19 protein-coding genes and 1 pseudogene are annotated in these 25,332 nt (G+C 38.4%); all 20 read left to right on the top strand.

The window, feature by feature from the left end:
• The first annotated feature begins 54 nt into the window (after positions 1-54).
• Entirely contained in the window at positions 55-339 is a 285-nt protein-coding gene (locus NUV69_04875; GenBank protein MCR4324991.1) for a hypothetical protein, read from the top strand.
• A 293-nt stretch (positions 340-632) separates the two neighbouring features.
• The gene (locus NUV69_04880) at positions 633-5,279 is read left to right on the top strand and encodes a glycosyltransferase (GenBank protein MCR4324992.1); all 4,647 of its coding nucleotides are present in this window, start codon (positions 633-635) and stop codon (positions 5,277-5,279) included.
• On the top strand, positions 5,272-6,882 hold the full coding sequence (locus NUV69_04885) for a WxcM-like domain-containing protein (GenBank protein ID MCR4324993.1): 1,611 nt from the start codon (positions 5,272-5,274) through the stop codon (positions 6,880-6,882). The genes NUV69_04880 and NUV69_04885 overlap by 8 nt, the downstream gene beginning before the upstream one ends.
• An 8-nt stretch (positions 6,883-6,890) precedes the next feature.
• Positions 6,891-7,979: a DegT/DnrJ/EryC1/StrS family aminotransferase gene (locus NUV69_04890; protein ID MCR4324994.1), complete on the top strand. Its 1,089-nt coding sequence runs from the start codon at positions 6,891-6,893 to the stop codon at positions 7,977-7,979.
• Positions 7,976-8,905 (top strand): glycosyltransferase, encoded by a 930-nt coding sequence (locus NUV69_04895; GenBank protein MCR4324995.1) that lies wholly within the window; start codon positions 7,976-7,978, stop codon positions 8,903-8,905. The genes NUV69_04890 and NUV69_04895 overlap by 4 nt, the downstream gene beginning before the upstream one ends.
• A complete protein-coding gene (locus NUV69_04900; GenBank protein ID MCR4324996.1) occupies positions 8,902-9,801 on the top strand; it encodes a glycosyltransferase in 900 nt (299 codons plus the stop codon). Before NUV69_04895 ends, NUV69_04900 begins: the two co-directional genes overlap by 4 nt.
• The gene (locus NUV69_04905; protein MCR4324997.1) at positions 9,774-11,633 is read left to right on the top strand and encodes a polysaccharide deacetylase family protein; all 1,860 of its coding nucleotides are present in this window, start codon (positions 9,774-9,776) and stop codon (positions 11,631-11,633) included. Before NUV69_04900 ends, NUV69_04905 begins: the two co-directional genes overlap by 28 nt.
• A 9-nt stretch (positions 11,634-11,642) precedes the next feature.
• The gene (locus NUV69_04910) at positions 11,643-12,926 is read left to right on the top strand and encodes an NAD(P)-dependent oxidoreductase (GenBank protein ID MCR4324998.1); all 1,284 of its coding nucleotides are present in this window, start codon (positions 11,643-11,645) and stop codon (positions 12,924-12,926) included.
• Positions 12,923-13,855 carry a glycosyltransferase family 2 protein gene (locus tag NUV69_04915; GenBank protein MCR4324999.1) on the top strand — a complete coding sequence of 311 codons (933 nt, stop codon included), beginning with the start codon at positions 12,923-12,925 and terminating at the stop codon, positions 13,853-13,855. The genes NUV69_04910 and NUV69_04915 overlap by 4 nt, the downstream gene beginning before the upstream one ends.
• Positions 13,801-14,973, top strand: a complete 1,173-nt coding sequence (locus tag NUV69_04920; protein ID MCR4325000.1) for a glycosyltransferase — start codon at positions 13,801-13,803, stop codon at positions 14,971-14,973. Before NUV69_04915 ends, NUV69_04920 begins: the two co-directional genes overlap by 55 nt.
• 417 nt (positions 14,974-15,390) lie before the next feature.
• A pseudogene (locus tag NUV69_04925) lies at positions 15,391-15,513 on the top strand (N-acetyltransferase).
• Between the two features lie 138 nt (positions 15,514-15,651).
• Positions 15,652-16,554: a glycosyltransferase family 2 protein gene (locus NUV69_04930; GenBank protein ID MCR4325001.1), complete on the top strand. Its 903-nt coding sequence runs from the start codon at positions 15,652-15,654 to the stop codon at positions 16,552-16,554.
• Positions 16,555-17,475 carry a glycosyltransferase family 2 protein gene (locus NUV69_04935; GenBank protein MCR4325002.1) on the top strand — a complete coding sequence of 307 codons (921 nt, stop codon included), beginning with the start codon at positions 16,555-16,557 and terminating at the stop codon, positions 17,473-17,475.
• Between the two features lie 42 nt (positions 17,476-17,517).
• Entirely contained in the window at positions 17,518-19,053 is a 1,536-nt protein-coding gene (locus NUV69_04940; protein MCR4325003.1) for a glycosyltransferase family 39 protein, read from the top strand.
• Positions 19,050-20,660, top strand: coding sequence for a hypothetical protein (locus tag NUV69_04945; protein MCR4325004.1), 1,611 nt, complete (start codon positions 19,050-19,052; stop codon positions 20,658-20,660). Before NUV69_04940 ends, NUV69_04945 begins: the two co-directional genes overlap by 4 nt.
• Positions 20,657-21,652 carry a hypothetical protein gene (locus tag NUV69_04950; GenBank protein ID MCR4325005.1) on the top strand — a complete coding sequence of 332 codons (996 nt, stop codon included), beginning with the start codon at positions 20,657-20,659 and terminating at the stop codon, positions 21,650-21,652. The genes NUV69_04945 and NUV69_04950 overlap by 4 nt, the downstream gene beginning before the upstream one ends.
• A gap of 421 nt (positions 21,653-22,073) precedes the next feature.
• A complete protein-coding gene (locus NUV69_04955; protein ID MCR4325006.1) occupies positions 22,074-22,826 on the top strand; it encodes a sugar phosphate nucleotidyltransferase in 753 nt (250 codons plus the stop codon).
• 77 nt (positions 22,827-22,903) lie between these two features.
• On the top strand, positions 22,904-23,914 hold the full coding sequence (gene rfbB / locus NUV69_04960; protein ID MCR4325007.1) for a dTDP-glucose 4,6-dehydratase: 1,011 nt from the start codon (positions 22,904-22,906) through the stop codon (positions 23,912-23,914).
• Positions 23,911-24,432 carry a dTDP-4-dehydrorhamnose 3,5-epimerase family protein gene (locus NUV69_04965; protein ID MCR4325008.1) on the top strand — a complete coding sequence of 174 codons (522 nt, stop codon included), beginning with the start codon at positions 23,911-23,913 and terminating at the stop codon, positions 24,430-24,432. Before rfbB ends, NUV69_04965 begins: the two co-directional genes overlap by 4 nt.
• The gene (locus tag NUV69_04970; protein MCR4325009.1) at positions 24,432-25,328 is read left to right on the top strand and encodes a sugar nucleotide-binding protein; all 897 of its coding nucleotides are present in this window, start codon (positions 24,432-24,434) and stop codon (positions 25,326-25,328) included. The genes NUV69_04965 and NUV69_04970 overlap by 1 nt, the downstream gene beginning before the upstream one ends.
• Positions 25,329-25,332: the final 4 nt, after the last annotated feature.

Genomic DNA, 25,332 nt, shown 5'->3' on the forward strand with positions numbered 1-25,332 from the left:
ATGTATTTAAGGGTATTAAGTGTAGGAGGTAATTTCTTTCAACAAAATCTGAATTTGAGAGACAATAGCTATAACCTTCTTAAAACCTTTTACTTAGAAAAAACCGCAGACAGTGAGTTTGTGACGGCATTCAAGGTTCCACAGGAAGAAGGATACTACGCGCTTGAAGCAAATCTGAAATCAGAAACATCTCAAGTCAAAGCTATAACAACAATCAAGGTAGGCAGAACAGAGACAATGGATACAACTTTTGATATAGACATAGACACAAATGACGGTGAAGACATTAGTGGATACGAGTCAATGGGTCACCAAACAAAGTACTTCTCGATACAATAGTTGCAATCGGACAAAAATTGCTTATTATAACGTTTATTGCAAAGCTTTTAATTCCAGATTCTATACGCTCAAAATAGCTCAAACGTCCACGAACTTAATCATACTTAACCTAGCCTTGAAAATAGAAGATTCATACTAGCAACAGCCTCAACACTATAAGTCATTTTGAGGCTTGATTTTAAAGATTTATGTATGGTAAAATAAGCCCTTAAATCAAAAAGCTATAGGATAGCTTTAAGTCTGCTCCCATTACTGCCCGTTATCGCGGGGTTTATAAGCCCTTTTTTAGAAGCATGATTAGCATTGTCGTACCTACGTACAACGAAAAATCGAATATAAAAAAGTTGCTTTCCAGAATCGAGAAGGCCATTCGAAGCCACCCTGAAGACGTAGATAAATACGAAATTGTAGTAATCGACGATAACTCAAAAGACGGCACTTGGGAAATCTTGCAAAGAGAAAAAAGCTCCAAAATTAAAGTATTTAGAAAAGAAGGTAAACAGGGCAAAGCATATTCCCTAGTTGAAGGGTTCAAAAAGAGCTCCGGCAATATCTTGGTAATGATCGACGCGGACCTTCAATATCCTCCAGAAGCCATACCCCAAATGTTAAAACTTTTAGATCATTCGGATATCGTAGTCGCTAATCGCGAAACGTACGAACACTCTAGGGTAAGAAAAACACTGTCAAGAATTTATAAATACACCTTCGGGAAAATCCTATTTGGCCTAAGTTGCGATGTTCAATCTGGTCTGAAGGCTTTTAAGCGAGAAGTTTATCACGCCACTACCCCCAACCCTAAATCTCCATGGTCGTTCGACCTTGAATTCTTGCACAAATCAAAAAACGCCGGCTTCACCATTAAAGGTTATGACATTGTCTTCGACAACCGAAAAACAGACGATTCAAAAATAGGCGTTCTAAGGGTTGGGACGGAGCTTGCGATCAATGCTCTAGTTTTGAGAACTAAAAACACACACCCTCTTACCATTCCTCCTAAACATGCGAACACAATGCATGGGGCAGGAGTAGGTTTTAAGTCACGAAAGTATGTGACCCATAGCACCTTGCCTCACTATAATTCCGCGCTTCAAGGTTTTGTCCTTTGGCAAAAGCTGTTCATCCTAACCGCTTTTGTCGCTCTTGTTCTAGGCCTTTATCTGTCTTTGCACTTAACGGCCCTTATCATCATCGGCACACTCAGCGCGATTTACTTCTTAGACGTTCTGTTCAGCCTATTTTTGATAGTAAAGAGTTTACACTTTCCTCCGGAATTAACCACAACGTCACAGGAAATAAACTCGTTAAAAAACAAAGATCTTCCAATTTACTCAATCCTTTGTCCTCTTTACAAAGAGGCGAATATCCTCCCTCAATTTTTGGACGCGATAGCAAATATCGACTGGCCAAAAGAAAAATTAGACGTTTTACTTCTTTTGGAAGAAGACGACCAAGAAACAGTTGAAGCGGTTAAAAAAATGGATCTGCCAAGTTACATACGTACTGTGGTAGTTCCAGACTCTCAACCTAAAACAAAACCCAAAGCCTGCAACTATGGATTGTCACTAGCAAAAGGAGAATACCTCGTAATTTACGACGCGGAGGACAGACCGGAGCCTTTTCAGCTTAAAAAGGCTTTTATCTCCTTCAAGAAAAACCCAAAAAACATAATTTGCCTGCAAGCAAAATTAAATTACTACAACCCTCACCAAAATCTTTTAACGAGATTGTTTACAGCCGAATACTCATTGTGGTTCGACGTAATTTTGCCAGGATTGCAATCGATCAAAACGACAATTCCACTGGGAGGAACGAGTAATCACTTTAAGACGCCTCTTTTAAAAGAGCTTCACGGATGGGATCCGTTCAATGTAACAGAAGACGCAGATCTTGGCGCGAGACTTTTTAAACACGGCTACAAAACCGCGATTATTGATTCGGTAACCCTAGAAGAAGCAAATAGCAGACCTAAAAATTGGTTGCGACAACGTTCACGTTGGATTAAAGGCTATTTCCAAACATACCTGGTACATATGCGAAACCCAATCGCATTTGTAAAAGAACACAAGTTCCACGCTTTGATTTTCCAGTTAATTATTGGCGCACGCATATCGTTTATGCTGATTAACCCTTTCCTCTGGGCGCTGACGATCCTTTACTTCGTTATGAGAGCGCGAGTAGGGGCTGCCATAGAAGCTCTTTATCCTGCGCCGATTTTCTACATAGCAGTTATTTCTCTCGTTTTTGGAAACTTCATGTACATCTATAACTACATGATAGGCAGTGCTAAAAGAGGGCACTACGCCATAATAAAATACGTATTTTTGATTCCTGTCTACTGGTTAATGGCATCGGTTGCTTCATTCATCGCCCTTTATCAACTTATCGTCAAACCTCACTACTGGGAAAAAACCGTTCACGGCTTCCATCTTGAAAAAGAAAACGATGAAAAATTAAAGCAACAAAAACCAGTAACTGAACAAATACAAGCAGAAAAAAAAGAAATATCCAAACGTTTAAAATTCCGGGAACTTATTAAATCTGGAACTTTCTCTGGTGGCCTATTAGTTTCAGGAGCAATAGTCGGCAATGTCTTGAATTTTGCATACAACGCGTATCTGGCTAGAACTGTTTCTACCGAAGACTTCGGACTTATAAGTCTTATAGGCAGCTTTCTATTTTTAACATCAATTCCTCTTAACGCGCTCGCTAGAACTGTATGTCACAAGAGTGCTTTTTACTTAGGCAAACACCAGATTGCCCTTAAAGGTTTCTGGGCCCATACCAGAAAAAGAGCCATACTTGTTTCTCTCATCGTTACCACTTTATGGATTGCCCTAACACCTCTTCTTGCGAAGTTTTTTCATTCACCGTCCTATCTTCCTTTTATTCTATTTGCTCCAGTTTGGATTATAGGTGCGGCATCCGCAGTCGACGGAGGGTTTCTAAGCGGAAATTTGAAGTTTAAAGTTAACTCCTTAATACTAGTTACAGACCCCCTCGTTAAACTAATATTAACCTTCGCTTTAATTACCTTAGGGTACCCTCACTTAGTTTATGCCGCAATACCTTTGGCTGTGTTTGCCTACTTTTTAATAGGATGGTTTTTTGCAAGTTCGATAAAAGAGGAAAGGCCAAACATAATCAGCCATGAGGCAACCCTAAAATTCCCAAGAGGATTCTTTGTGACATCAATTTTAATGGGTTTCACAACGATTGCCTTTTTGACTTTCGATATCATTCTCGCCAAACATTTTTTGGCTCCCGTGCTTGCCGGACAGTACGCGCTTATGGCGCTTTTTGGCAAAATGATTTATTTCGTAGGGAATCTTTTTAATCAGTTTATAAACCCCCTTGTTTCAAGAGAAGAAGGTGCAAGCAGAGACAGTAAAAAGGTATTTTATAAACTTTTTCTTGGATCGACCCTTGCAGGATTAGCAGCCTACATAGGTGTTGGAGTCTTAGGATTTATTACGGCGCCACTTTTACTAGGAGAAAAAGCGCACGCAATAACTCATCTTCTGCCAGCTTATGGCATTGGAATGCTTGCTTTCTCTATTTCAACAAGTATCGTCACTTTCTATCAAATAAGAAAAAACTACATATTCGCTTACACCAGCATACTTTTGGCCTTTATCCAAATTGCCGGAATATATCTATTCCACGATTCGCTGGAACAGATGGTTTCGGTGATGGCATTTATTGGCGGGCTCAACCTTGGAGCAATGCTGCTTTTACACTTTGCATATAAGCCATTTGCAGCAATTGTAAACAATCTTAAAAATCTCAAGAACACCCTTTCTCTCCAGAGAGAAGAATCCGAATCGGATGAGGGCAAACGCATTCTCATATTCAATTGGAGAGACACAAAACATGTTTGGGCCGGTGGAGCCGAAGTTTACGTACACGAATTATCAAAAAAAATGATCGAAAAAGGCTATCACGTCACCGTATTTTGCAGTAATGACCGCAAGTCGACTGCCAACGAATTTGTTGATGGAGTTGAAATCATTAGGCGAGGAGGCCACTATACTCTGTACATCTGGGCCTTTTTCTATTACATCACTAAACTTCGTGGAAAATACGATCTTATCATCGACTCAGAAAACGGTATCCCATTCTTCACCCCTCTCTACGTAAGAAAGCCTCTAATCGGTCTCATTCACCATGTTCATCTAAAAGAAGTTTTCGACAGACATCTTCCATGGCCCTTGGCCAAACTGGCTCACTTTTTAGAATCAAAGGTTATGCCCATTGTTTACAGAAACACACAGATAGTTACAGTCTCCAATTCTTCTAAAGAAGAGATAGAAAAACTTGGTTTAGGCAAAAAAATATCAATTGTAGTGATACATCCGGGCGTTGATCTTACCAAATTTAGAACGATGCAAAAAACCAAAGATCCTTCCATTGTTTACCTCGGAAGACTAAAGCCATACAAGTCTGTGGATAGGTTAATTACTGCTTTCTCCAAAATTTTAAAAGAGATACCCAATGCGACGCTCACGATTGCTGGCGACGGTGAAAGCAGGAAAGAACTTGAAATCCTGGCCAAGAGTCTTCGAATAGAAAAAGTCGTTAAATTTGTCGGCAAAGTTTCAGAACAAGCAAAAGTAGAACTTCTTGGAAAAGCTTGGATAGCTGCTCAACCCTCAAAAAGCGAAGGGTGGGGAATCACGGTAATCGAAGCAAATGCATGCGGAACACCTGTTATCGCATCCGATATTCCTGGGCTTCGAGACTCCGTTAAAAATCCCCACACCGGTTTATTGGTCACCTGGGACAATCAAGAAAAATGGGCGGAGGCTATGACTAAAGTTATTAAAGACGAACGCCTTAGAAAGGACTTATCAGAGCAATCGCTCGAATGGTCTAAAAACTTTAACTGGGAGAAAAATGCCGAACAATTAATAAAAGTTGCAAAGTTAAAAAATGAATAAAACAAATTTGAATATTGTTATTTTTGATTTAGACGATATTAAAAACCCCCTTCTTGGAGGAGGTCAAGCATGGGCTACTTTTGAAGTCGGAAGACGGTTAGCACAAAACGGTCACAAAGTTACTGTAATCTCTTCAAAATACCCAAATTACAAAGACAGAACTCAAGAAGGCATTGACTATAAACATATAGGCATCAATACCAAATTTATAAAGTTAAATAACCTTTTATACCTTTTTGCTGCACCCCTTTATGCTATGAAGACCAAGGCGGACATAATCGTCGAGTGTTTTACTGCACCAGTATCAACACTTTTTACACCTCTTTTTACCAGAACCCCTGTTGTCGCTTTGCCCAGTATGTTCAACGCCCATGAATTTACCAAAAAATACCACTTACCTTTTCATCTGGTAGAGAGACTAGGAGCCAGATTCTACAAGTATCTCTTGCCATATTCAGAAATTGACAGCTCTAAAATGAAAAAACTTAATCCAGGCATCAACTTTAAAATTGTCCCCCAGGGAGTTGCTAAAGAATACTTTGCGATCAAACAAAGAAAACCGGAACACATCCTTTTCTTAAGTAGATTAGATATTGAGCAAAAAGGTGTCGACCTTTTGCTGATGGCCTACGCTAAAGTTAGTTCAAAAATAAAATACCCACTTGTTATAGCTGGCCACGGCCCTGACGAGAAAAAAATTAGAGCCTTAATTAAAAAACTTGGCTTACAAAATAAAGTAAAAATGGTAGGCGCAGCTTACGGCAAAAAGAAATTCGATTTAATGGCCAAGGCACTCTTCGTAGCTTTCCCATCAAGACATGATGAAATGTGTCTCTGGTCCCTCGAGGCTCTAGCCGGAGGGTTGCCCCTCGTTGGTTTTAATCTACCGGAATCTAAATGGATGACTAAAGATATATCCCTGAAATCTAAAAGATTCAATGTGGACGAATACGCGTCCACATTACTCGAAGCGACTGATCCTGGCGTAATTGATCAGATGAGGACAAACGCAAGAACTTTTGCAAGAAAATTTAGCTGGGAAAAAGTTACAGCAGAATATGAATCGTTTTTTTATCAAATTTTAGAAAACGAGGGAACAGTAAAAGTACCAACACTTATCTCATACGAAAGACATATTCCGAAGATTTCGGATGAGGGCTTTCTTAGTTTTGCAGAAAGTAAAAAACATATACCTTTTAACATCAAACGCTTCTATTACATCACAGATGTCCAAAGGGGAAAAATAAGAGGAATGCACGCGCACAGAAAAAACCGTCAATTCGCGTTCTGTATTCAAGGAAAGGTAAAAATGACTCTCGACGACGGGTCAAGAAGAGAAGAAGTTATTTTGAACAAATCGAACCAGGGGCTTTATCTGGACAAAATGGTCTGGCACGAGATGACGGAATTTGAAAAAGGAACAACACTTTTAGTTATTGCATCAGAATATTTTGAAAAAAAAGATTACATCAGAAACTATCAAGAGTTTAAACAGCTGGTTGAAAAGAAACATTTCAACCTCGGCATGGATGTTAGAGAATTTGCGTCTTACCTTCTAAAATTACCGCTTGCTGCAAATCCAATCCCTTGGAGGATCAGATAATGATACACATGACTACTTTCCAGAAAGAATACATCAGTCTTGAACCTATATTAATGAGTGCGGCCCGGAACACTCTTAAAAGCGGCCGCTACATATTAGGTAAAAATGTTGAAAAGTTTGAAAAGGACTTCGCCAAGTTCATAGGAACAAAATATTGCGTCGGCGTTGCAAATGGTTTGGAAGCATTACAGATATCTTTGATGGCGCAAGGAATAGGCAAAGAAGACGAAGTTATAACAGTTTCAAATACCGCCGTAGCTACTGTCCTCGCGATAACTAACGTTGGCGCGACTCCAGTACTTATCGATATAGATGAGTATTACCACATGGACGTGGATCTTTTAGAGAAAACCATCACACGAAAGACGAAAGCCATAATTCCAGTTCATTTATTTGGTCAATTAGCAGACATTGAAACAATCATAAAAATCGCAAAAAAACACAATTTAAAAGTTGTCGAAGATGCCTGTCAAGCTCACGGTGCCTCTTACAAAAACAAAAAGGCGGGTTCGTTTGGAGATGTTGCAGCTTTCAGTTTTTATCCAACTAAAAACCTCGGGGCTTACGGAGACGCGGGAGCAATAACAACGAATTCTAAAAAAATATACGAAAAATGCAAAATGATTCGAAATTACGGCCAAAAAAACAGATACGAGCATAAAATTTTGGGCCTTAATAGCAGACTTGACGAACTTCAAGCAGCATTTCTTATAGAGAAGCTCAAAAAATTAAATGCTTTGAATAAAAGAAGGACGCAAGTTGCCAAGCTCTATTTTAATCAACTTAAAAATATAAAAGGAGTGACACTCCCGGCAATCAGACAAGATTCTTTCCATTGTTTTCATCAATTTGTGATAGAAGCTCAAGACCGCAAAAATCTTATCGACTTTCTAAAAAGTAGAGGCGTGGAAACCTTAATACATTATCCAATTCCGGTACATAAACAAAAATCATATAAGAATTACAACGGAATAAATCTTCCAAAAACTGAAAAAGCCGTAAAGAAAATTTTGTCTTTACCAATTAGTCCCTTTATGGCTGACAAAGAAGTCATAAAAGTATGCACTGAAATCAAAAACTTTTACAGATCAAAATGAAAAATATTAAAAGGACAGTAACTATTGGTATACCTGCTCATAATGAAGAGAACAATATTGGGCTCTTGCTCGAGTCGATCTTAAGACAAAGACAAGGAAGCTATAAGCTCGAAAAAATTATTGTTGTGTGTGATGGCTGTCGCGACAAAACGGCAAAAATTGTGCGCCAATTTTCAAAATCAAATAAAGCGATCCTGCTCGTGAACGATGGAAAAAGATTAGGCAAAGGAGAAAGAATAAACCAACTTTTCCAAATTACAAATTCTGACATTTTTATTAATTTTGACGCCGATATTACCTTGCCTGACACAGAGACCATAGCCAAGATGGTTAAGGGACTATCCGATCCCAAAGTTGGGATTGTCAACGTAAAAAATACACCACTGGCACCCACCACATTGACAGAAAAATTAGCTAACGTTTATGAATGTTTTTGGTATGAAGTTACCAGAAATATCAATGACGGTAATAATGTTCACAATAGTACAGGAACTGCGTATGCGATTAGAAAAGAACTTTTTAAGAAGGTAACTTTGGAGCATTGGGCAGTTGCGGAAGATCACTACTTATATTTTGAATGCGTCAAAAATGGGTTCACATTTAAATTTATTAAAAGTACAGAGGTCTTCTATAGACTTCCGAATAACCTCTCCGATTACATAAAACAGCAATCAAGATGGACCCTATCAAAGAAAAAGTTGGAAGATAATCTTGAGGATTGGACAAGCAAACACTACAGCATCCCCAGAAACACGAAATATAAAGCTTATATGTACATGTTCTTAAAGCAGCCGATAATGATGCCTCTTGCAACTGTAATCCAATTGCTTATGAGGATTTATAAATTTAGATATGTTAATTCTAACAATCCCGCTTGGGAGCCTATAAAGTCCTCGAAGAGAATGAACCTTACCACACTAAGATGAAACAATTAAAGAATATTTCCATAGGTATATCAGCTTATAACGAAGGCAAGAATATTAAAAAATTGCTCGATGAGATCTTAAATCAAGAAAAGAATAGGTGGCGTCTTAGCGAGATTCTTATCTATTGTGACGGATGTTCTGACAATACCATAAATCAGGCGCAAACCGTAAAAAACAGCCTGATCAAAATTATAGACGGTAAAAAAAGAATGGGTAAAACTTACAGATTAAAACAAATGTTCGAACAATTTTCAGGCGAAATTTTAATCATGTTCGATGGAGACATAGAACTTGGCGACAAAAACGTTGTTACGAATTTAATTAAGCCATTTCGAAACAAAAACGTAATGCTTGTCGGCGGAAACTCGAAACCGTTTACACCCAGAACATTTTTCGAAAGATCTGTTTACTCAACCTTTTCCGTCTTTTACGACTCAAGGCTAAAGATAAACGGCGGCAATAACATATTTGGTTGCACCGGCTCTGTCTTAGCAACTCGCGGCAATTTCGCAAAATCATTAAACCTTCCAGATTTAATTAATGAAGACGCCTACATTTATCTAAAATGTCTCTCCAGAGGATTCCAATTTAAGTACGTCGACAAAGCAATTGTCTATTATAAATTGCCGACAAATTTAAAAGATTATCTCAGACAACTTTTCAGGTCAGACCCCAGAGCCGTCACAGAAGAACTAGAAACCTATTTTGGGCAGCTTGTAGAAAGTGAATTTAATCGTCCTCCCAAATTCTATATAAGGGCAGTCGCCAAAGCACTTTTGAAAAATCCAACAGGAGCAAGCTTCATAGCAATAGTAAACGTCCTTTGCAAACCGTTTATTAAAAAAATATCGAAAAATTATAAACTGACATGGTTTACGGCAATCTCAACCCATTAAAAATGAAAATCCAAAATCTTTCGACTCAAAATATGATAAAAGGCCAAATTGGCAGCCTACTTAACAGGTGGCTCTTCCGCGGCAGCAAAAATGTTAAAAGAGTAACGATAAAAGTAGAGGGCGGAAGAAAAGTATTTATTAAACAACACACATTTAAATTCAAAGATATGGATTACTACTACTTGGTAAACGAGGCAAATGTAATTAAAACTTTAAACAAAGCAAAACATACTATAAAAGACAGAGTACATTTTCCAAAGTTTGTGGACTTTGTGGAAGAAGAAAACAAGGTCACGCTTAAAACGGAATACGAGGGAGGCAGAAAGCTAAGCGAGCTTACCTCCAAGCAAAGATTAGAAATACTGGAAGAATGCCTTCATTCAATCTGGACGACTTCTGCAAAGTTAAGAGACAAAAAACTAAGTTATGTTGCTAAAAGAACAAATAACTCGTTTTTTGCCTTCCTTCCTTATTATATTGTGAGAGCTTTTTCAAAAGATTTAAAAAACTACTCGACTTACTTTGGGTTAATATTCAAGTTTTACAAATACTATTTAGCCAGCTACTTTATTAACAATATCCCAACTCTAACACATAGAGACCTTGATCCTGATAACATAAAAATTTCAAGAAACGGGGAAATATCAATTTACGATTGGGAGAATGCTGTAATGAGCGATAAACTTTTCGACCTTGCGTCGATTTGTGAAATTTACTCAAATGAAATTAAAAACGATCATCTTTCAAGGATGCTCCGAAACACACTCGAGACTAAATCTGAGATTGACAGACTTTTGGCTCTTTCCATTTTTAGCTCGACCCAAAAACTGGCACTTTACCCTAAAAGGTCCAAGTCTTATAAAAACGCAAAGATTAATTTGGCGAATCTAGAAACTATTAAAAACAATTTAACGAGAGACAAAAGAACGTTATTTGAAATCGTTAATTCTCTAACCCTTAACATTCTAAGCTTTACGTACCAAAAGATATCGCCCGAAAAAATCAAAAGCAGCAAAAAAACCGTTTTATGCTATCACTCGATAAGTAATTCGTCTTGGAGATATTCAATGAGGAAAACAGATTTTGCAAGACAAATAGAATTTCTTAGAAAGAACTATAATTTGGTGTCTCTCCCAACTCTGCTTGATAAAAGAACAAAAAGGGGTATCGCGATAACTTTCGATGACGGATACGCTGACGTTTATGAAAATGCCCTTCCGGTTCTCAAGGCTTATAAAGTTCCAGCTACAATTTTCGTCCTTGGTGATAGAGAGCACCCAAATAGAAAGGAACTTGATAATAACGAAAAACTTATGACAATCTCGCAAATAAAAGAACTTCACGCCAAGGGGTGGGAAGTAGGCTTTCATACAAAAACACACTCAAAACTAGGCGATTTATCAGACCACGAGCTAAAAGCAGAGATTATTGATGGGAAAAGAGAACTCGAAAATAAACTTGGCTTTACCATGAAATATTTCGCGTACCCATTCGGAATTTATTCAAGAGAAATCATAAACGCTGTCAAATCAGCCAGGTTTGAAGCTGCCTTTACAGTCGATGGGTCAGAAATAAAACATGGAAACAATCTCCTTATAAGTAGGGTGCCGACAGAGGGTGATCTTAGTGTCAACCAATTTGCAGCACTCATCTCGCCCATCGGGCTTATAATTAACCAGATTTTCATGTCAACTCTTAAGACAAAAGCCAAAACAACCAAGAAAATTTCGTGTATAATTTCCAGCGATCGCTGGAAATTACATCAGGCGAGCGAAGCGAGAGCTGATATAATAACTGACTTGAAAACACAATTTAAAAAAGAAAAAAATTGAGGTTGATATATGAACGCTAAAGGGTTAAAGCAATACAAAATAGGCATAGTAGGGACGGGCTTCGTCGCTCGAGGCCTCATGTTCTCTCTTAAATATCATCCAGAGTTGGAACTTGGTGGAGTACTTACAAGACGATCCATATCCCGGCTTGATGTTCCCGCCGCAAAAAAACTCATTACTCACGACATTAACAAGTTGATCAAAAACTGCGACCTCATTGTCGAATGTAGCGGAGACGCTGTTCATGGAACAGATGTTGCAGAAGCAGTTTTAAAAGCAGGACTTCCAGTTGTCACCATGAACCCGGAATTGCAAATCACAACGGGCTCGATTCTTTGCCAAATGGGTACATTTATAGAAGCAGAAGGCGACCAACCTGGAACGATTGCTGCTCTTGATAATGAAGTCAGGAGCATGGGTTTCAAGCCGATCGTTTACGGGAATATTAAAAGATTTCTCAACCTAAGTCCAACAGAGGAAGAGATGGAATACTGGTCCAAAAGACAAGGAATTAGTATGGATCAGGTTACGGCTTTCACAGACGGAAGTAAGGTACAAATTGAACAGGCACTTGTCGCAAACGGTCTTGGAGCAACAATTGCAAATAGAGGACTCCTTGGAATTCCTTGTAAAGATTTAGAAGATGGCGCCCAAAGACTTGGAGAAGTCGCCGACGAAATCGGCAAACCTATTAGCGATTATGTTCTTTCCCCCACATCACCCGCCGGAGTTTTCATTGTCGCCAAGCACGATCGCGAACAGCAACCATACCTTGAATATTTAAAACTTGGCCCTGGGCCCAACTACGTCTTATTAAAACCATACCACCTTGTTCATCTGGAAATACTAAAGACCTTAACCAATGTATTAAAAGGCGACAGATCCTACAAATTTAATAATGGTACAAATCCAACGGCGCAAGTTGTCGCAATTACCAAAAGAAAAATAGAAGCGGGGGAAACAGTCGGAAGGGGCCTAGGAAGTTTTGACATTCGCGGAGAAGCGGTAAAGATTGAAAACTATCCTGATTGTGTTCCAATCGGATTGATGCAAGACGTTAAATTTGTAAAAACGGTAGACGAAGGACAGATTGTAAAATTCTCGGACGTAGAGCTTCCAAAGACAAGAGCGCTGGATCTGTGGAAGCTGATACTTGAGAATCAAAAAAATAAATCAGAAACTAAGAAAAAAATCTCAAGAATAAACGTTAGTCCCCGATCAAATGGAAAGAGAACTCCGAAAATTAACTTCTCCGTTACAAATTTACGAATCCAAAACAAAAGAAAAAAATGAAACGAATTACATTGACTATCGGTATCCCTGCTTATAACGAACAAGAGAATATTTCCAGCCTCCTGGATTCGATTAGTGCCCAAAAACAGAAGTCTTACAAAGTTGAAAAAATTATAATTGTCGCCGACGGATGCACAGATTCAACTGAAGACATTATAAAAAAACGTATGAAATCAAATAAGCTAATTAATTTAATGGTCGGAGCGAAAAGAGAAGGGAAAGCAAAAGCGTTAAATATAATTTATAAAAACAGCCAAAGCGACCTTCTTTTAACAATAGACGCGGACCTTATCTTTGTAGGGAATAATTCAATCGAAGAAATGGTAAAAACGATCAAACGTAATCCTAAAACAAATTTAGTCGGCCCCCGACACGTACCGGTACGGCCTAAATCATTAATGGGAAAATTCGCGTACGTTTCATATTTAAGTTTTGAAGACGCTTTTTTGAAATTAAACAACGGCAATAATTTTTACGCAATGATGGCAACTGGTCTTATTAGAAAAGACTTTTATAAAACGTTCACCTACCCAGAAGGCACAATATCGGATCAATGCTATCTTTACGTATCAGCAACAAGAAACAACAAATACGGGTTCAAGCTGTCAAAAAATGCCCACGTGATGTTCAGAACAGTCAGCACCTTTGAAGATTGGAGAATTCTTGGGGTAAGGTCTGTAATTATGGACAAAGAAAATGTTGCAGGCTATTTTGGTCGGGACATCTTAAGCGAATTCAGTATACCTAAAAAACTATTTTTTACGTCTCTTTTAAAGTGGCTCATAAAGAGCCCGATTTATACGACAGGTTCAATATTGATGAACATCTATATTCGTAAGTTTCCAAAACGAGAACTTATGCCTAAAAACGGGATGTGGGAACTCGCAAAATCATCCAAAAAGAATATCCGATTAACAAAAACAATATGAAAATTTGTTTTATAGGTACATATGATAAGAATTACACTGGCAACAAAATTGTCTTAGAGGGGCTTTTGCGAAACAAAGTAAAAGTTTCAGAAGTCAACGCCGAAGTGAAATTGACCAGACTCGATAGCAAAAAAGATATGACTTGGATGAATATGGCCAAAAGGCTTGCCAAAAAATACAGATTCGCAGTCGTTGTCGGCAAAAACATAGACAAGATTAAAAACTCAGACATCTTTTACGTCGGATACCCAGGACACATGGATGTCCTCCTTGTTTATCCGCTTGCAAAAACATTCAACAAGAAAATTGCCTTCGCACCAGTAATAAGTTTCTATAGCGGTTTTTCAGACGAGCAAGGAATCCTCAACAAAGGATCTGTAATGGCAACAATATCAAAATATGGAGAGACATTAGTCTACAAATGTGTGGATCTTGTTTTGCCAGACACACCGTATCAAAAAGAGTTCTTTCAAAAAACCTTTAATATTCCAGAGCGAAAATTAAGGGTTCTACCTATAGGCGCAGACGATAAATATTACAAACATACTCCTTATAAAAATAAGTCTAAAAAAATCAACGTTGTCTACTATGGACTCTACAGTCCGATCCATGGCGTAGAATACATCATAGAGGCTGCCAACCTTCTTAAGAACGACCGCGACATCAAATTTACATTTGTAGGACAAGGAAATACGTTTGAAGAAAATTACAACCGAGCCCAAAAATTACACCTCGAAAATGTAGAATTTTTCCACGATATCCCAGTCGAAGAACATCCGGCGATTATAGAAAAAGCCGACATATTTTTAGGCTTCTTAGAAAAGCACCCGACGGTAGAAAGAGTCATACCGAATAAGGTCTATCAAGGCCTTGCGCTTGGCAAAGTTGTAGTAACTACAGACGTTCCCGTAATAAGAAGCATATTTACTCATAAAGAAAACATGTACTTCACAAAACCGGCCAGCGCAGAAGAATTGGCAAAAGCAATTAAAGAATTAAAAGAGAAACCTGTGCTAAGAAAGAAAATCGCAGACAACGGATACGCGCTTTTCAAGAAAAAATTTACCCCAAAGGCAGTTGGGAATCAGCTACTACACTTCATGGAGGAGGTAATATAAATGGAAAGGGCTCTAAGGTTTACAACACTTATACCAACTGGTTTTGAGGAATTAACACTAGACTCTTTGATCTCCAGCGGAATCCAGACAGCTTACAAAATTCTCCATTTTGTTGCGCATGCAAGAGTGATGTTCCTAAGCTTATTTCTAAAATCTGTCGGCTACAACGTTTCTATACAAAAAGATTGTACGTTTGCAAACCCAAGGTCTATCGAGATCGGCAACCAAGTGTTTATCAACTTTGGCGTTAAATTCTTAAACACTCAGGAGGCTGGAGTAAAAATTGGCAACTTTGTAAACATTGGCCCGAAAGTGACGTTTATAACTGCAAACTATTTATTCAACGATTGGATATACCCAATGAACTACAAGTCTCAACTAATTCATAGTCCCATCGAAGTTGCTGACGACGTCTGGATTGGAGCAAACGCGACTATCCTGCCAGGAGTAAAAATTGGAAGGGGAGCAGTAGTCGGTGCTGGAGCAGTAGTTACTAAAAATGTTCCGCCATATGCAATTGTAGGGGGAGTACCAGCGAAGGTAATCAAACACCGCTTTGATAAAGAGACAATAGAAGAAGCGATTAAAGTTGACTTCACGCCATTCTACAAAAAAGTTCCCAAAGATCACATTAGGCGAATAGACTAATTTTAATCAAATTACAAAAAGGAGATTCTAATGAAAAAATCTACTGTTAGTTTAGGCATACCGGCATATAACGAAGAAAAAAATATTAAGCCACTATTAAAATCGCTTCTTGAGCAAAAGCTTACAAAGGTCAAGCTGAATGAGATTATCATCATTTCTGACGGAAGTACGGATGGAACAATCGAAGAAGCGCAATCATTAAAAAGTCGCTATCTCAAAATAATTAAACATAAAAAAAGATCAGGCAGCAGGGCGATTCAGAATGAAATCGTAAATCGCGCAAATGCTAACGTACTCATAATTTTAAATGCAGACGTTCTTCCGGTTGGGAGAAATTTTATAGAAGAAATCACAGCGCCTATTTTAAGGAATTCAAAAGTGGGCTTAGTTGGTGCAGACACAATAAGCGCAAGTCCTAAAACGTGGGTCGAAAAAATTATCGCAACTAGCCATGAGCTTAAAAAAGAGATTTATAAAAAAATAAACAAAGGGAGCAATGTTTATCTATGCCATGGAAGAGCAAGAGCCTTTTCGCGAGACTTTTACTCACAAATAAAATGGCCCGACGATTGCCCCGAAGATCCATACTCATATTTTTTATGTATTAAAAACGGATTCAAATTTGTCTTTGCGCCAAAAGCAAAAGTCCTGTTTCGGTCCCCTGCAACTTTTAAGGATCATTTAAAACAAAGCAGCCGATTTTTTGAAGGCAAAGAAAAGCTTAAATTACATTTCGACAAACAATTGGTCGAACAAGAGTACCAAATACCCACATTTAAAAGGCTAAGAGCAGTAGTTAAATTTATGTTTATTTCACCCATAATTACGACGATATATTTAATAATTTACCACTACATTAAATTCTTCAGTCCCATAATTGGCGTTGACCAAGCAAAGTGGGAAGTTTCAACGAGTACAAAAGATGTAATCTAAATGAAAAAACCAGCTGTAACAATTGCCGTCTGCGCGTATAACGAGGAAGAAAATATTGCTAATTTTTTAAAATCCGTCGCAAAACAAAAGGAAGACGGTTTTGTAATCACGAAAATAATTGTTCATTCGGACGGATCGACGGATAAAACACCACAAATCGTAAAATCGCTCAACATACCTAAAGTTCACCTCTTTGAACACAAAACAAGAACAGGAAAGTCAACTCACCTCAACCAAATATATAAAGATCTCGACACAGACTTTCTTGTTCAAACCGATGCTGACGTTATTTTTGCTCATGAATTTGTAACCAGGGATATGATCAAGCCTTTAATGAAAGATAAAACGGTTGGCATGTGCGGAGGCAATCCTGAACCGATCTCTGGAAATTCATATTGGGAAAAAGTGTGCAAAGTGGCTTTTGAACCTTATCAGCAATTCCGTAACGAAGTAAGAGGTGGCGATAACGCATTTTCTGCAATAGGCCAAATCCTTTCTTATCGAAGAGAACTCGTAAAACAGATTAGCATCCCTTCAGACATGGTTACAAATGATATCTTTACTTATTTCTGCTGCCTAAAGGCGGGTCTCAAATACAAGTTTGTCAAAAGCGGAACTGTTTATTATCGGGCACCCAAAAACCTGGCAGATATTGTAAAACAGAACACGCGTTTCAAAGTCGGCCATCAAAGAATGTATGAAATGTTTGATTCCGATATGGTCACAAAAGAATTAAGTGTGCCAAACTTAGCTCTTTATACAAAATTATTACAACAAGTGGCAAAGCATCCTTTAAAATCGACAATATATTATTTAATCAACGTCTACTGCAAATTTAAGACTAGAAGCGATCGTAAAAAGCTTGACGCCAAATGGCCTATTGCTAAAAGCACAAAACTCCTAAGTCGAAATCAGCTTTAAGGGTCTTGCAAAGACGTTGTCCTTGGTGCAAAGTAAAATAGAATGACTTTTAAGAAAATTGCTGTTTTTTTGCTGGTTTTTATAGCTTCGGCGTCACTGCTGATTCTTGGTATCAAGGGTAAAAGTGGAGACCCAGTTTTTTATCAATCAGAAGTCCAAACAGATAAAAATATTGGAGGCCCATTTGAATCTTCCAGCAGCAATTCTAGGTTTGCACTTGTAGAATCAATCGCAAAAGAAAGAACCTTCTTCTTCAACGAGGAGAGAGCCTATTTTGCGGCGCCCGACCTAGTTTCTTATAACGGTACTTTCTTTTCTATTTTTACACCTGGAGTCTCTTTTCTTGGAGTACCTCTGTACCTGCTGGGAGCAAAAATCGGCTTTGCCCAGCTTGCGACATATTCTCTCAACATAATAGCAGGACTCTTGAATATATTTTTAGTCTACAAGCTATCAAGAAAATTAGGCGCCGGGGCTTACAGCTCATTATTCTCAGGGACAGCATTTGTCTTTGCGACCCACGCCCTTGTATACGCCTTTACCTTAAGCCAGCACCACATTAGTACTGCCTTAATCTTATTTGCAATTCTAAACGCTATAGGTAAAAGAACTTTAGTAAAAGACATAACACTTGGTGCTGCTTTTGGATTAGGAATATTGATGGATATTCCTAATGTTTTCATGATGGCGCCAGTCATTCTTTATGCCTTCTCAAGAAGTATCAAGGTAGAAGACTTAGGAGAGAAAACAAAACTAGTAGTTAAACTAACAGTTTTGAGTTTCCTAATAGGCGTGATTCCTTTTCTGGCAACTTTTAGCTGGTATAACTACAAACTTACTGGCTCATACCTCAAAATAGGCCAACTTATAGGCAGATCCGACTTTCCTGTAAAGGAAGAAAACAAAGCAACGCTAGTAATAGATCAAGAATCAAGCGAGCTGAGGTTATTAGAAGTGCCGTTTAACCCAAGAAGAATGTTGGAAGGCTTACCTCTTCTTATTGCAAGCAATGAAAGAGGAATACTCTTTTATAGCCCAATCACGGCATTTGGAATAGCCGGCCTTATCCTGGCAGTCAAATCCAAAAATCAACAACAGAAAACAGCAAGTACACTTGCAAGTTCCGTCATTTTTTCAAACCTTCTAATTTACGGTATGTTTGGTGATCCTTGGGGTGGTTGGTCTTTTGGCCCTAGGTATCTGGTTCCAACAGCAGCAATTCTTTGTGCTGGAATTGGCCCAATAATTGAAAGATTTAAAAGAAAAATTATTTTTCTTATACTTTTGGCGCTCATTACTACCTACAGCATCTTTGTTAATACCCTCGGAGCGCTAACTTCTACACAAGTACCCCCTAAGGTTGAAGCACAAGCCTTGCAAAATCCAATACCTCATACATATATTTACAATTGGCATCTCACTGAAAATAAATTCTCAGGCTCCTTAATCTACAATCTCTATTTTTCAAATATAATCCCAGCTCAAATTTATTTACTTCTGTTCTCCAGCCTATCCCTATTTTTTATGGTTTTAATATTTTCTGCAGCATATAAAGAAAAACCTATCATAGACAAATGACAATTAACATACAACTCAACAAACAAAGATTTCAAAAGGTTAAATCATTTTTAATCGAGAAAGACCTACTTTTTATAACTATTTTTCTGACGGTAGCTGCCATCATTAGTTTTTTTATCTTTTACACAAGCGGCTTGGCGCTTGCGTACAACGACGCAAGGTCGCATTTGGATATAGGCCGTAGAGTCGTAGAAGGCTTAAAACCTGGTATCGCTCAACTGGGATCAGTTTGGTTGCCCCTTCCTCACGTTCTAATGGTTCCGACTATTTGGAACGATTTTATGTGGCACACCGGCCTTTCAGGCGCACTCATTTCGATGTTGTCTTTTGTGGGAACGGGAGTTCTTATTTATCTTATTTTAAAAAATTTAAATGTAGGACCTTTAGGGAGAATTATCGCTGTTTTAATTTTTGCACTCAACATCAACATTTTGTATTTGCAATCAACTGCGATGACCGAACTCCTCTTGATATTCACAATGACAGCCGCAGTCTACGATCTCATGCAATGGGCAAAAACAGAAAGAATCGTATACGTAATAAGGTCATCTTTTTGGATAATGCTCTCAACTCTTGTTCGATATGACGGTTGGTTTCTCCTCATCTTCAGCGCTTTTATTATTGCAATTTTGCTTATAAAAAGTAGGGGATATAAAGTCACAGAAGGAACATTGATACTTTTTCTGACTCTGGGTGGATTCGGTATATTCCTTTGGGTTGTTTGGAATCTTCTTATTTTTGGAGATCCCTTATATTTCGCTTTCGGTCCTTTTTCCGCTAGAGCCCAGCAATCACAGCTTGAAGAAGCGGGAGTCCTTTCCACCAAAGGAAACATACTCTTCTCATTAAAAATGTACCTTTACGCGATGGTTTACAACACCGGCGCATTCCAGGCAATTACAGGATTTGTAGGAGCCATCGTTTTATGGATGGATAAAAACACAAAGACGAGTGTACGAATAGCAAGCAGTGCATTAATGGCACCATTTCTTTTTAACGTCCTTGCTTTGTTCATGGGACATTCAGTCCTCTTCATTCAGGGTCTTTCGGGAAATACTTGGTTTAACGTCAGGTATGGCGCAATGATGATTCCGACCGTGGCCGTGTTCACCGGGTATTTAATTTCCAAAGTCAAAGGTTTGAGGTATACTATCGCTGGACTATTTATTGCTGTAACGTTTTTTGCTTTCGCAAATGTGGATGCGGTAACCATAGATGATGCGAGAGTTGGAAGCAGTCAGAAAAACGTCTCCGAAGTTAGTAGTTGGCTAAAACAAAATACCGAAGACGAGCCCGGCTTCATCTTGATATCGGCAGCTTCGCACGATGCCATAATTTTTTCCTCAGGTCTTCCAATGAAGAAATATATACATGAGGGAACCGGAGCTTACTGGGAAAGCGCAACCACATCTCCCGACAGGTGGGCAAAATGGATAGTGATGAGGACAAACGACACTAACGATTTGGCATTTAAATTGACACAAGAATCTGGACAGCTCGAAAAATATAACAAAGTCCAAAGTTTCCCGTTTGCAGACATTTACGAACTCAAGCGAGAGTATTGGCAACAAGTAAATACAACACCAACATTAGGCAAACAAAAATGAAAAAAATAATTTTAATTATTGTAGTTTTGTTATCAGCAATGTTTATATTTAAACTTGCCGACAAAAAAAGCAGTTTACCAACTTCTCCTCAAGTAAATAAAAGAATCTGGGAGATAAAATCAATCGATACGATGAAGTATTCCAGAGATCTTTCCGCAGAAAAGCTTAACGACCCGACATTCAACAACCACATCGATGCCCACATAAAAATTATCAAAGATACCGGAGCAACACATGTTGCAATTGCCACCCCCTACGACGATAGATTCAACTCGGTTCTAAGACGTTGGGTATCGGTTGCAAGAAAATACGACCTCAACATCTGGTTCCGTGGCAATTTTTCCGGATGGGAGGGGTGGTTTGGTGAAGGCAGGAATAGTATTACGAGAGATCAACACTTGAGTATGACCAGGTCTTTTATCAAAAACAATGCGGATTTATTTAAAGATGGTGACGTGTTTAGTCCTTGCCCCGAATGTGAAAATGGCGGTCCCGGTGACCCCAGGTTCCAAACGAATGTTGCCGACTACAGAAAATTCTTAATCGCAGAACGAAACGCCTCCCTCGAGGAGTTCAAGAGTATTGATAAAGACATTACTGTTCTAGATTCTATGAATTTTGATGTCGCAAAACTCATAATGGACAAAGAAACAGCACAAGCGATGGGCAACATCATAGTTATAGATCATTATGTAGAATCGCCCGAAAGGTTAGCGCGGGATATAGACGAACTTCATAAAACTACCGGTGCCAAAGTTTTCTTGGGTGAATTTGGAGCGCCTATTCCAGATATACACGGAAACTTAACAGAAGAAGAGCAGGCACAATGGATCGAGCAGGCACTAAACCTAATTAGGAATAAACAGCATTTAATAGGCTTAAATTACTGGGTGGCGATTGGGGGATCAACCGCGATATACAACGAAGAATTAGCGCCAAAACCTGCAGCAGAGATATTAAAGAAATTTTTTAAGCTAGATAGTCTTAACTAGCTCTACATAATATAAGAAAGTATCTTCAATATTTCCTTACGAATTAGGTTGAAGCTAAAAGAGTAATTAAGATAAATCAGCAGATTCGCCTTGACACAATTCAATCGTCAGGAAAATGATTTAGCGATTCGAATCAGTAAAGCAAAAACTAACAAGTGTCATTCTCGCGAAAGCGAGAGTCTGATCCTCAATATACAGAGCCCCTTCAACAATTCAGGGCCATGGCATGCGGTCCTCGCCCTTCGGGCTGCTGGCTGTGTATATTCCTCATCAGCTGGAAGCTGACGCTGCCTGCTGATATATCTTCCTTTTGTAAAAAAACAAAAGCGACATATATATCTTCCTCGCTTCGCGAGCGATATTTTCTTTTCAGAAAAGTAGATTGTCCGAAGGGCAAGGCTGATATATAATAAACAGATCAATGAAAGGTGTAATTTTAGCAGGCGGCTTAGGCACAAGGCTTTACCCACTCACCCACGCAACGAACAAGCATTTGCTCCCCGTCTTTGACCAGCCGATGGTCTATTATCCAATTCAAACTCTCGTTAGTGCGGGAATAACAGATATTCTTGTTGTCATTGGTGGCCCTCACGCGGGAGATTTTATTAGAGTTCTACAAAACGGAAAGGATTTCGGGATTCGTCACCTGGAATACGCGTACCAAAATAGCGGCGATGGGGGAATAGCTGATGCCTTAAGGCTAGCGCAAGATTTTGCTGACAAAGATTCAATCACTGTCATACTTGGAGATAACTGCACAGATACGGATATTTCAAAAGAAGTTCAAGATTTCAAAGAAGGCGCTGTAGTTTTCTTAAAAGAAGTTCCAGATCCAGAAAGGTTTGGTATCGCAGAGCTTTCAAAAGACAAGTCCGCTGTTCTTGGAATTGAAGAAAAACCTAAAAATCCAAAAAGCAATCTTGCGGTAACCGGTCTTTACATCTATGATTCCGAAGTTTTTCATCATATTAAAAACATTAAACCATCTACAAGGGGACAGCTGGAAATAACAGACGTCAACAACATATATATAAAGGAAGGTACTCTCCGTTGGGCAGAGTTAAAAGGATTTTGGTCCGATGCGGGTACTTTTGACAGTCTTTACAAAACAAATGTATTCTGGGCCAGGAAAAGCCTAGGTAAAAAAGAGGAAAAGGAACTCACAGATTTTTAGTCGAAATAAGTTAATTGGTTGACTAAGTTAATTGAGTTAACTTTACTAACCGATCAACTTAATTAACTTAATTAACTATGAAAATCTTAGTCACAGGCGGAGCCGGATTCATCGGTGCCAACTTCATACTTTACTGGCTTAAAAACCACCCTCAAGACGAAATAATAAACTACGATAAGCTTACTTATTCAGGCAATCTAGAAAACTTAGAAGACGTTGAAAACTCCCCTAATTACAAATTCGTAAAAGGCGATATTGGAGACGCATCCCAAATCAGAGAAGCCCTCGAAGGCGTAGATACTCTTGTTAATTTCGCGGCAGAAAGCCACGTTGATAGATCTATACTTGATCCTTCACCATTCATCATTACAAACGTAGTCGGCACACAGGTTCTTTTAGACGCCGCATTGGACGCTAAAATTAAAAGGTTCCATCATATTTCTACAGATGAAGTCTTTGGCGCTTTAGAACTTGATACAGAGGAAAAGTTTACGGAGGAAACACTCTATAATCCCCGCAGCCCTTACGCAGCTTCCAAGGCTGCATCCGACCACCTTGTAAGAGCTTACCACTACACGTACGACCTGCCAATAACAATAACAAATTGTGCAAACAATTTTGGCCCCTACCATTATCCAGAAAAATTTATTCCTCTTGCCATCACAAATCTACTTGAAGGCAAAAAAGTGCCAGTCTATGGCGACGGTCTTTATGTCAGAGAGTGGCTTTATGTTGAAGACCACTGTAGCGGCATAGAAAAAGTTCTAGAAGACGGGAAAATTGGTGAAACTTATTGTATTGGAATAGATATGGATATTCCCAATATAGAAGTAATAAAAAAGATCCTAAAAATCCTAAATATGAAAGACGACATGATAGAGTATGTAAAGGACAGGCCTGGACATGATAGAAGATACGCGATAGACGCAACCAAAATAAAAAAAGAACTTGGGTGGGAAGCTAAATATACTTTTGAAAAAGCCCTCGAACTTACCGTAAAGTGGTTCCAGGAACACGAACAGTGGTGGAAAAAGCTCAAGGATAAAAATTTCGAAGATTATTACAACAAACAATATAAAACAAGATGAATTTTAAGTACTTAGACACAGAAAATCAGGAAGGTCTAATAGATGGAGTTATTCTCAGAAAGTTAATAATCCACAAAGATGAATCAGGAAGCCTTGTAGAGACGATGAGGCGTGACTGGCAAGACGTTTTAGACGAAAAGGAAATGCCATTTGCAATGCAATACATGTCAATTACGCCACCTGGCTTGGCTCGTGACGAAAACCAATGGCATGTTCACAAACATCAATTTGACCGCTTTATTTGCGCTTCGGGCAAAATTGTAACTGCTATTTATGACTCGAGAGAAAATTCTAAAACAAAAGACAAATTGAACCTTTTTATTATGAGTCCACAAAAAGATGAAGAAATGTTTATGGTAGTGATACCTAAAGAAACTTACCACGGATTTATGGTAGTTTCAAAAGAAAATGGTTATCTTCTCAACTTTCCTACCAAACTTTACAACCCTGAAGACGAGGGCCGTATACCAAATAACCAATTTGACTGGAACAAAGTCAGAGAGGATTTTGGACTTTGATGAAAGTAGCGATAATTGGCTCAGGTTCCATGATAGCTTCTCAAGTGTCTGAAGATTTAGAGAAAGAGCAAGTAGAGTTAATTAAAGGGGATCTCAATCAAGATATTAAAATCGATATAACCAATCAAAGCTCAGTCGATTCATTTTTTAAAAACAACCATTTCCAAACTGTAATTTTATTTGCTGCCTTCACGGATGTAAACGGCGCGGAAGAGCAAAGAAATGATAAAGGCGGCATCTGTTGGAAAATTAACGTTGAAGGGACATCAAATATAGTCAATGCTTGCAAAAAATACAATAAAAAATTAATTTTCTTTTCTACCGACTTTATTTTCGACGGTAAAAATGGTCCATACGATGAAAAAGAAACTCCGGAGGATAACTTTGACGATATCTCCTGGTATGGTATTACTAAAATCGAGGGAGAAAAAATTATCAAAGACTTGCTCGAAGACTTTATAATTTTGAGGATCACTTACCCTTACAGTCCACGCTCTGAAGGAAAGGGAAACATGCTTACACGACTTATCAATCTCTATAAATCTGGAGAGATGTATCCTCTCTACTTTGATCAACATACAACACCGACTTACATTCCTGATATTCCAAAAGCAATCAAAATCTTGTTAGATAAAAATCAAAAAGGAGTATTCCACGTCGCCAGCCCATCCCTTGTCAGCCAATTCGATTTTGCAAAATACGCCACAGAATTATCAGGAATATCTGGCCCTAAACAACTAACCCAAAAATCAATATTTTCAGACTTTAAAAATAAAGAATTTGCAAAAAGACCTGTTTTAGGCGGACTAAAAGTTAGCAAAATAAGGAAATTAGGTTTCTACCCAACAGATTGGAAACAAGGCCTTGAAAAAATATTTAAGGAATCTCAAAATTAACAAA

Source organism: Candidatus Curtissbacteria bacterium, assembly GCA_024654445.1.
Lineage (GTDB): Bacteria > Patescibacteriota > Microgenomatia > Curtissbacterales > GWA2-41-24 > JANLHP01.

Coding starts and splice junctions, on each gene's coding strand:
- NUV69_04880 (MCR4324992.1), top strand. CDS start 633: ATGATTAGCATTGTCGTACCTACGTACAACGAAAAATCGAATATAAAA.
- rfbB (MCR4325007.1), top strand. CDS start 22,904: ATGAAAATCTTAGTCACAGGCGGAGCCGGATTCATCGGTGCCAACTTC.
- NUV69_04970 (MCR4325009.1), top strand. CDS start 24,432: ATGAAAGTAGCGATAATTGGCTCAGGTTCCATGATAGCTTCTCAAGTG.
- NUV69_04890 (MCR4324994.1), top strand. CDS start 6,891: ATGACTACTTTCCAGAAAGAATACATCAGTCTTGAACCTATATTAATG.
- NUV69_04950 (MCR4325005.1), top strand. CDS start 20,657: ATGAAAAAAATAATTTTAATTATTGTAGTTTTGTTATCAGCAATGTTT.
- NUV69_04905 (MCR4324997.1), top strand. CDS start 9,774: ATGGTTTACGGCAATCTCAACCCATTAAAAATGAAAATCCAAAATCTT.
- NUV69_04915 (MCR4324999.1), top strand. CDS start 12,923: ATGAAACGAATTACATTGACTATCGGTATCCCTGCTTATAACGAACAA.
- NUV69_04935 (MCR4325002.1), top strand. CDS start 16,555: ATGAAAAAACCAGCTGTAACAATTGCCGTCTGCGCGTATAACGAGGAA.
- NUV69_04930 (MCR4325001.1), top strand. CDS start 15,652: ATGAAAAAATCTACTGTTAGTTTAGGCATACCGGCATATAACGAAGAA.
- NUV69_04940 (MCR4325003.1), top strand. CDS start 17,518: ATGACTTTTAAGAAAATTGCTGTTTTTTTGCTGGTTTTTATAGCTTCG.
- NUV69_04955 (MCR4325006.1), top strand. CDS start 22,074: ATGAAAGGTGTAATTTTAGCAGGCGGCTTAGGCACAAGGCTTTACCCA.
- NUV69_04965 (MCR4325008.1), top strand. CDS start 23,911: ATGAATTTTAAGTACTTAGACACAGAAAATCAGGAAGGTCTAATAGAT.
- NUV69_04885 (MCR4324993.1), top strand. CDS start 5,272: ATGAATAAAACAAATTTGAATATTGTTATTTTTGATTTAGACGATATT.
- NUV69_04900 (MCR4324996.1), top strand. CDS start 8,902: ATGAAACAATTAAAGAATATTTCCATAGGTATATCAGCTTATAACGAA.
- NUV69_04895 (MCR4324995.1), top strand. CDS start 7,976: ATGAAAAATATTAAAAGGACAGTAACTATTGGTATACCTGCTCATAAT.
- NUV69_04945 (MCR4325004.1), top strand. CDS start 19,050: ATGACAATTAACATACAACTCAACAAACAAAGATTTCAAAAGGTTAAA.
- NUV69_04910 (MCR4324998.1), top strand. CDS start 11,643: ATGAACGCTAAAGGGTTAAAGCAATACAAAATAGGCATAGTAGGGACG.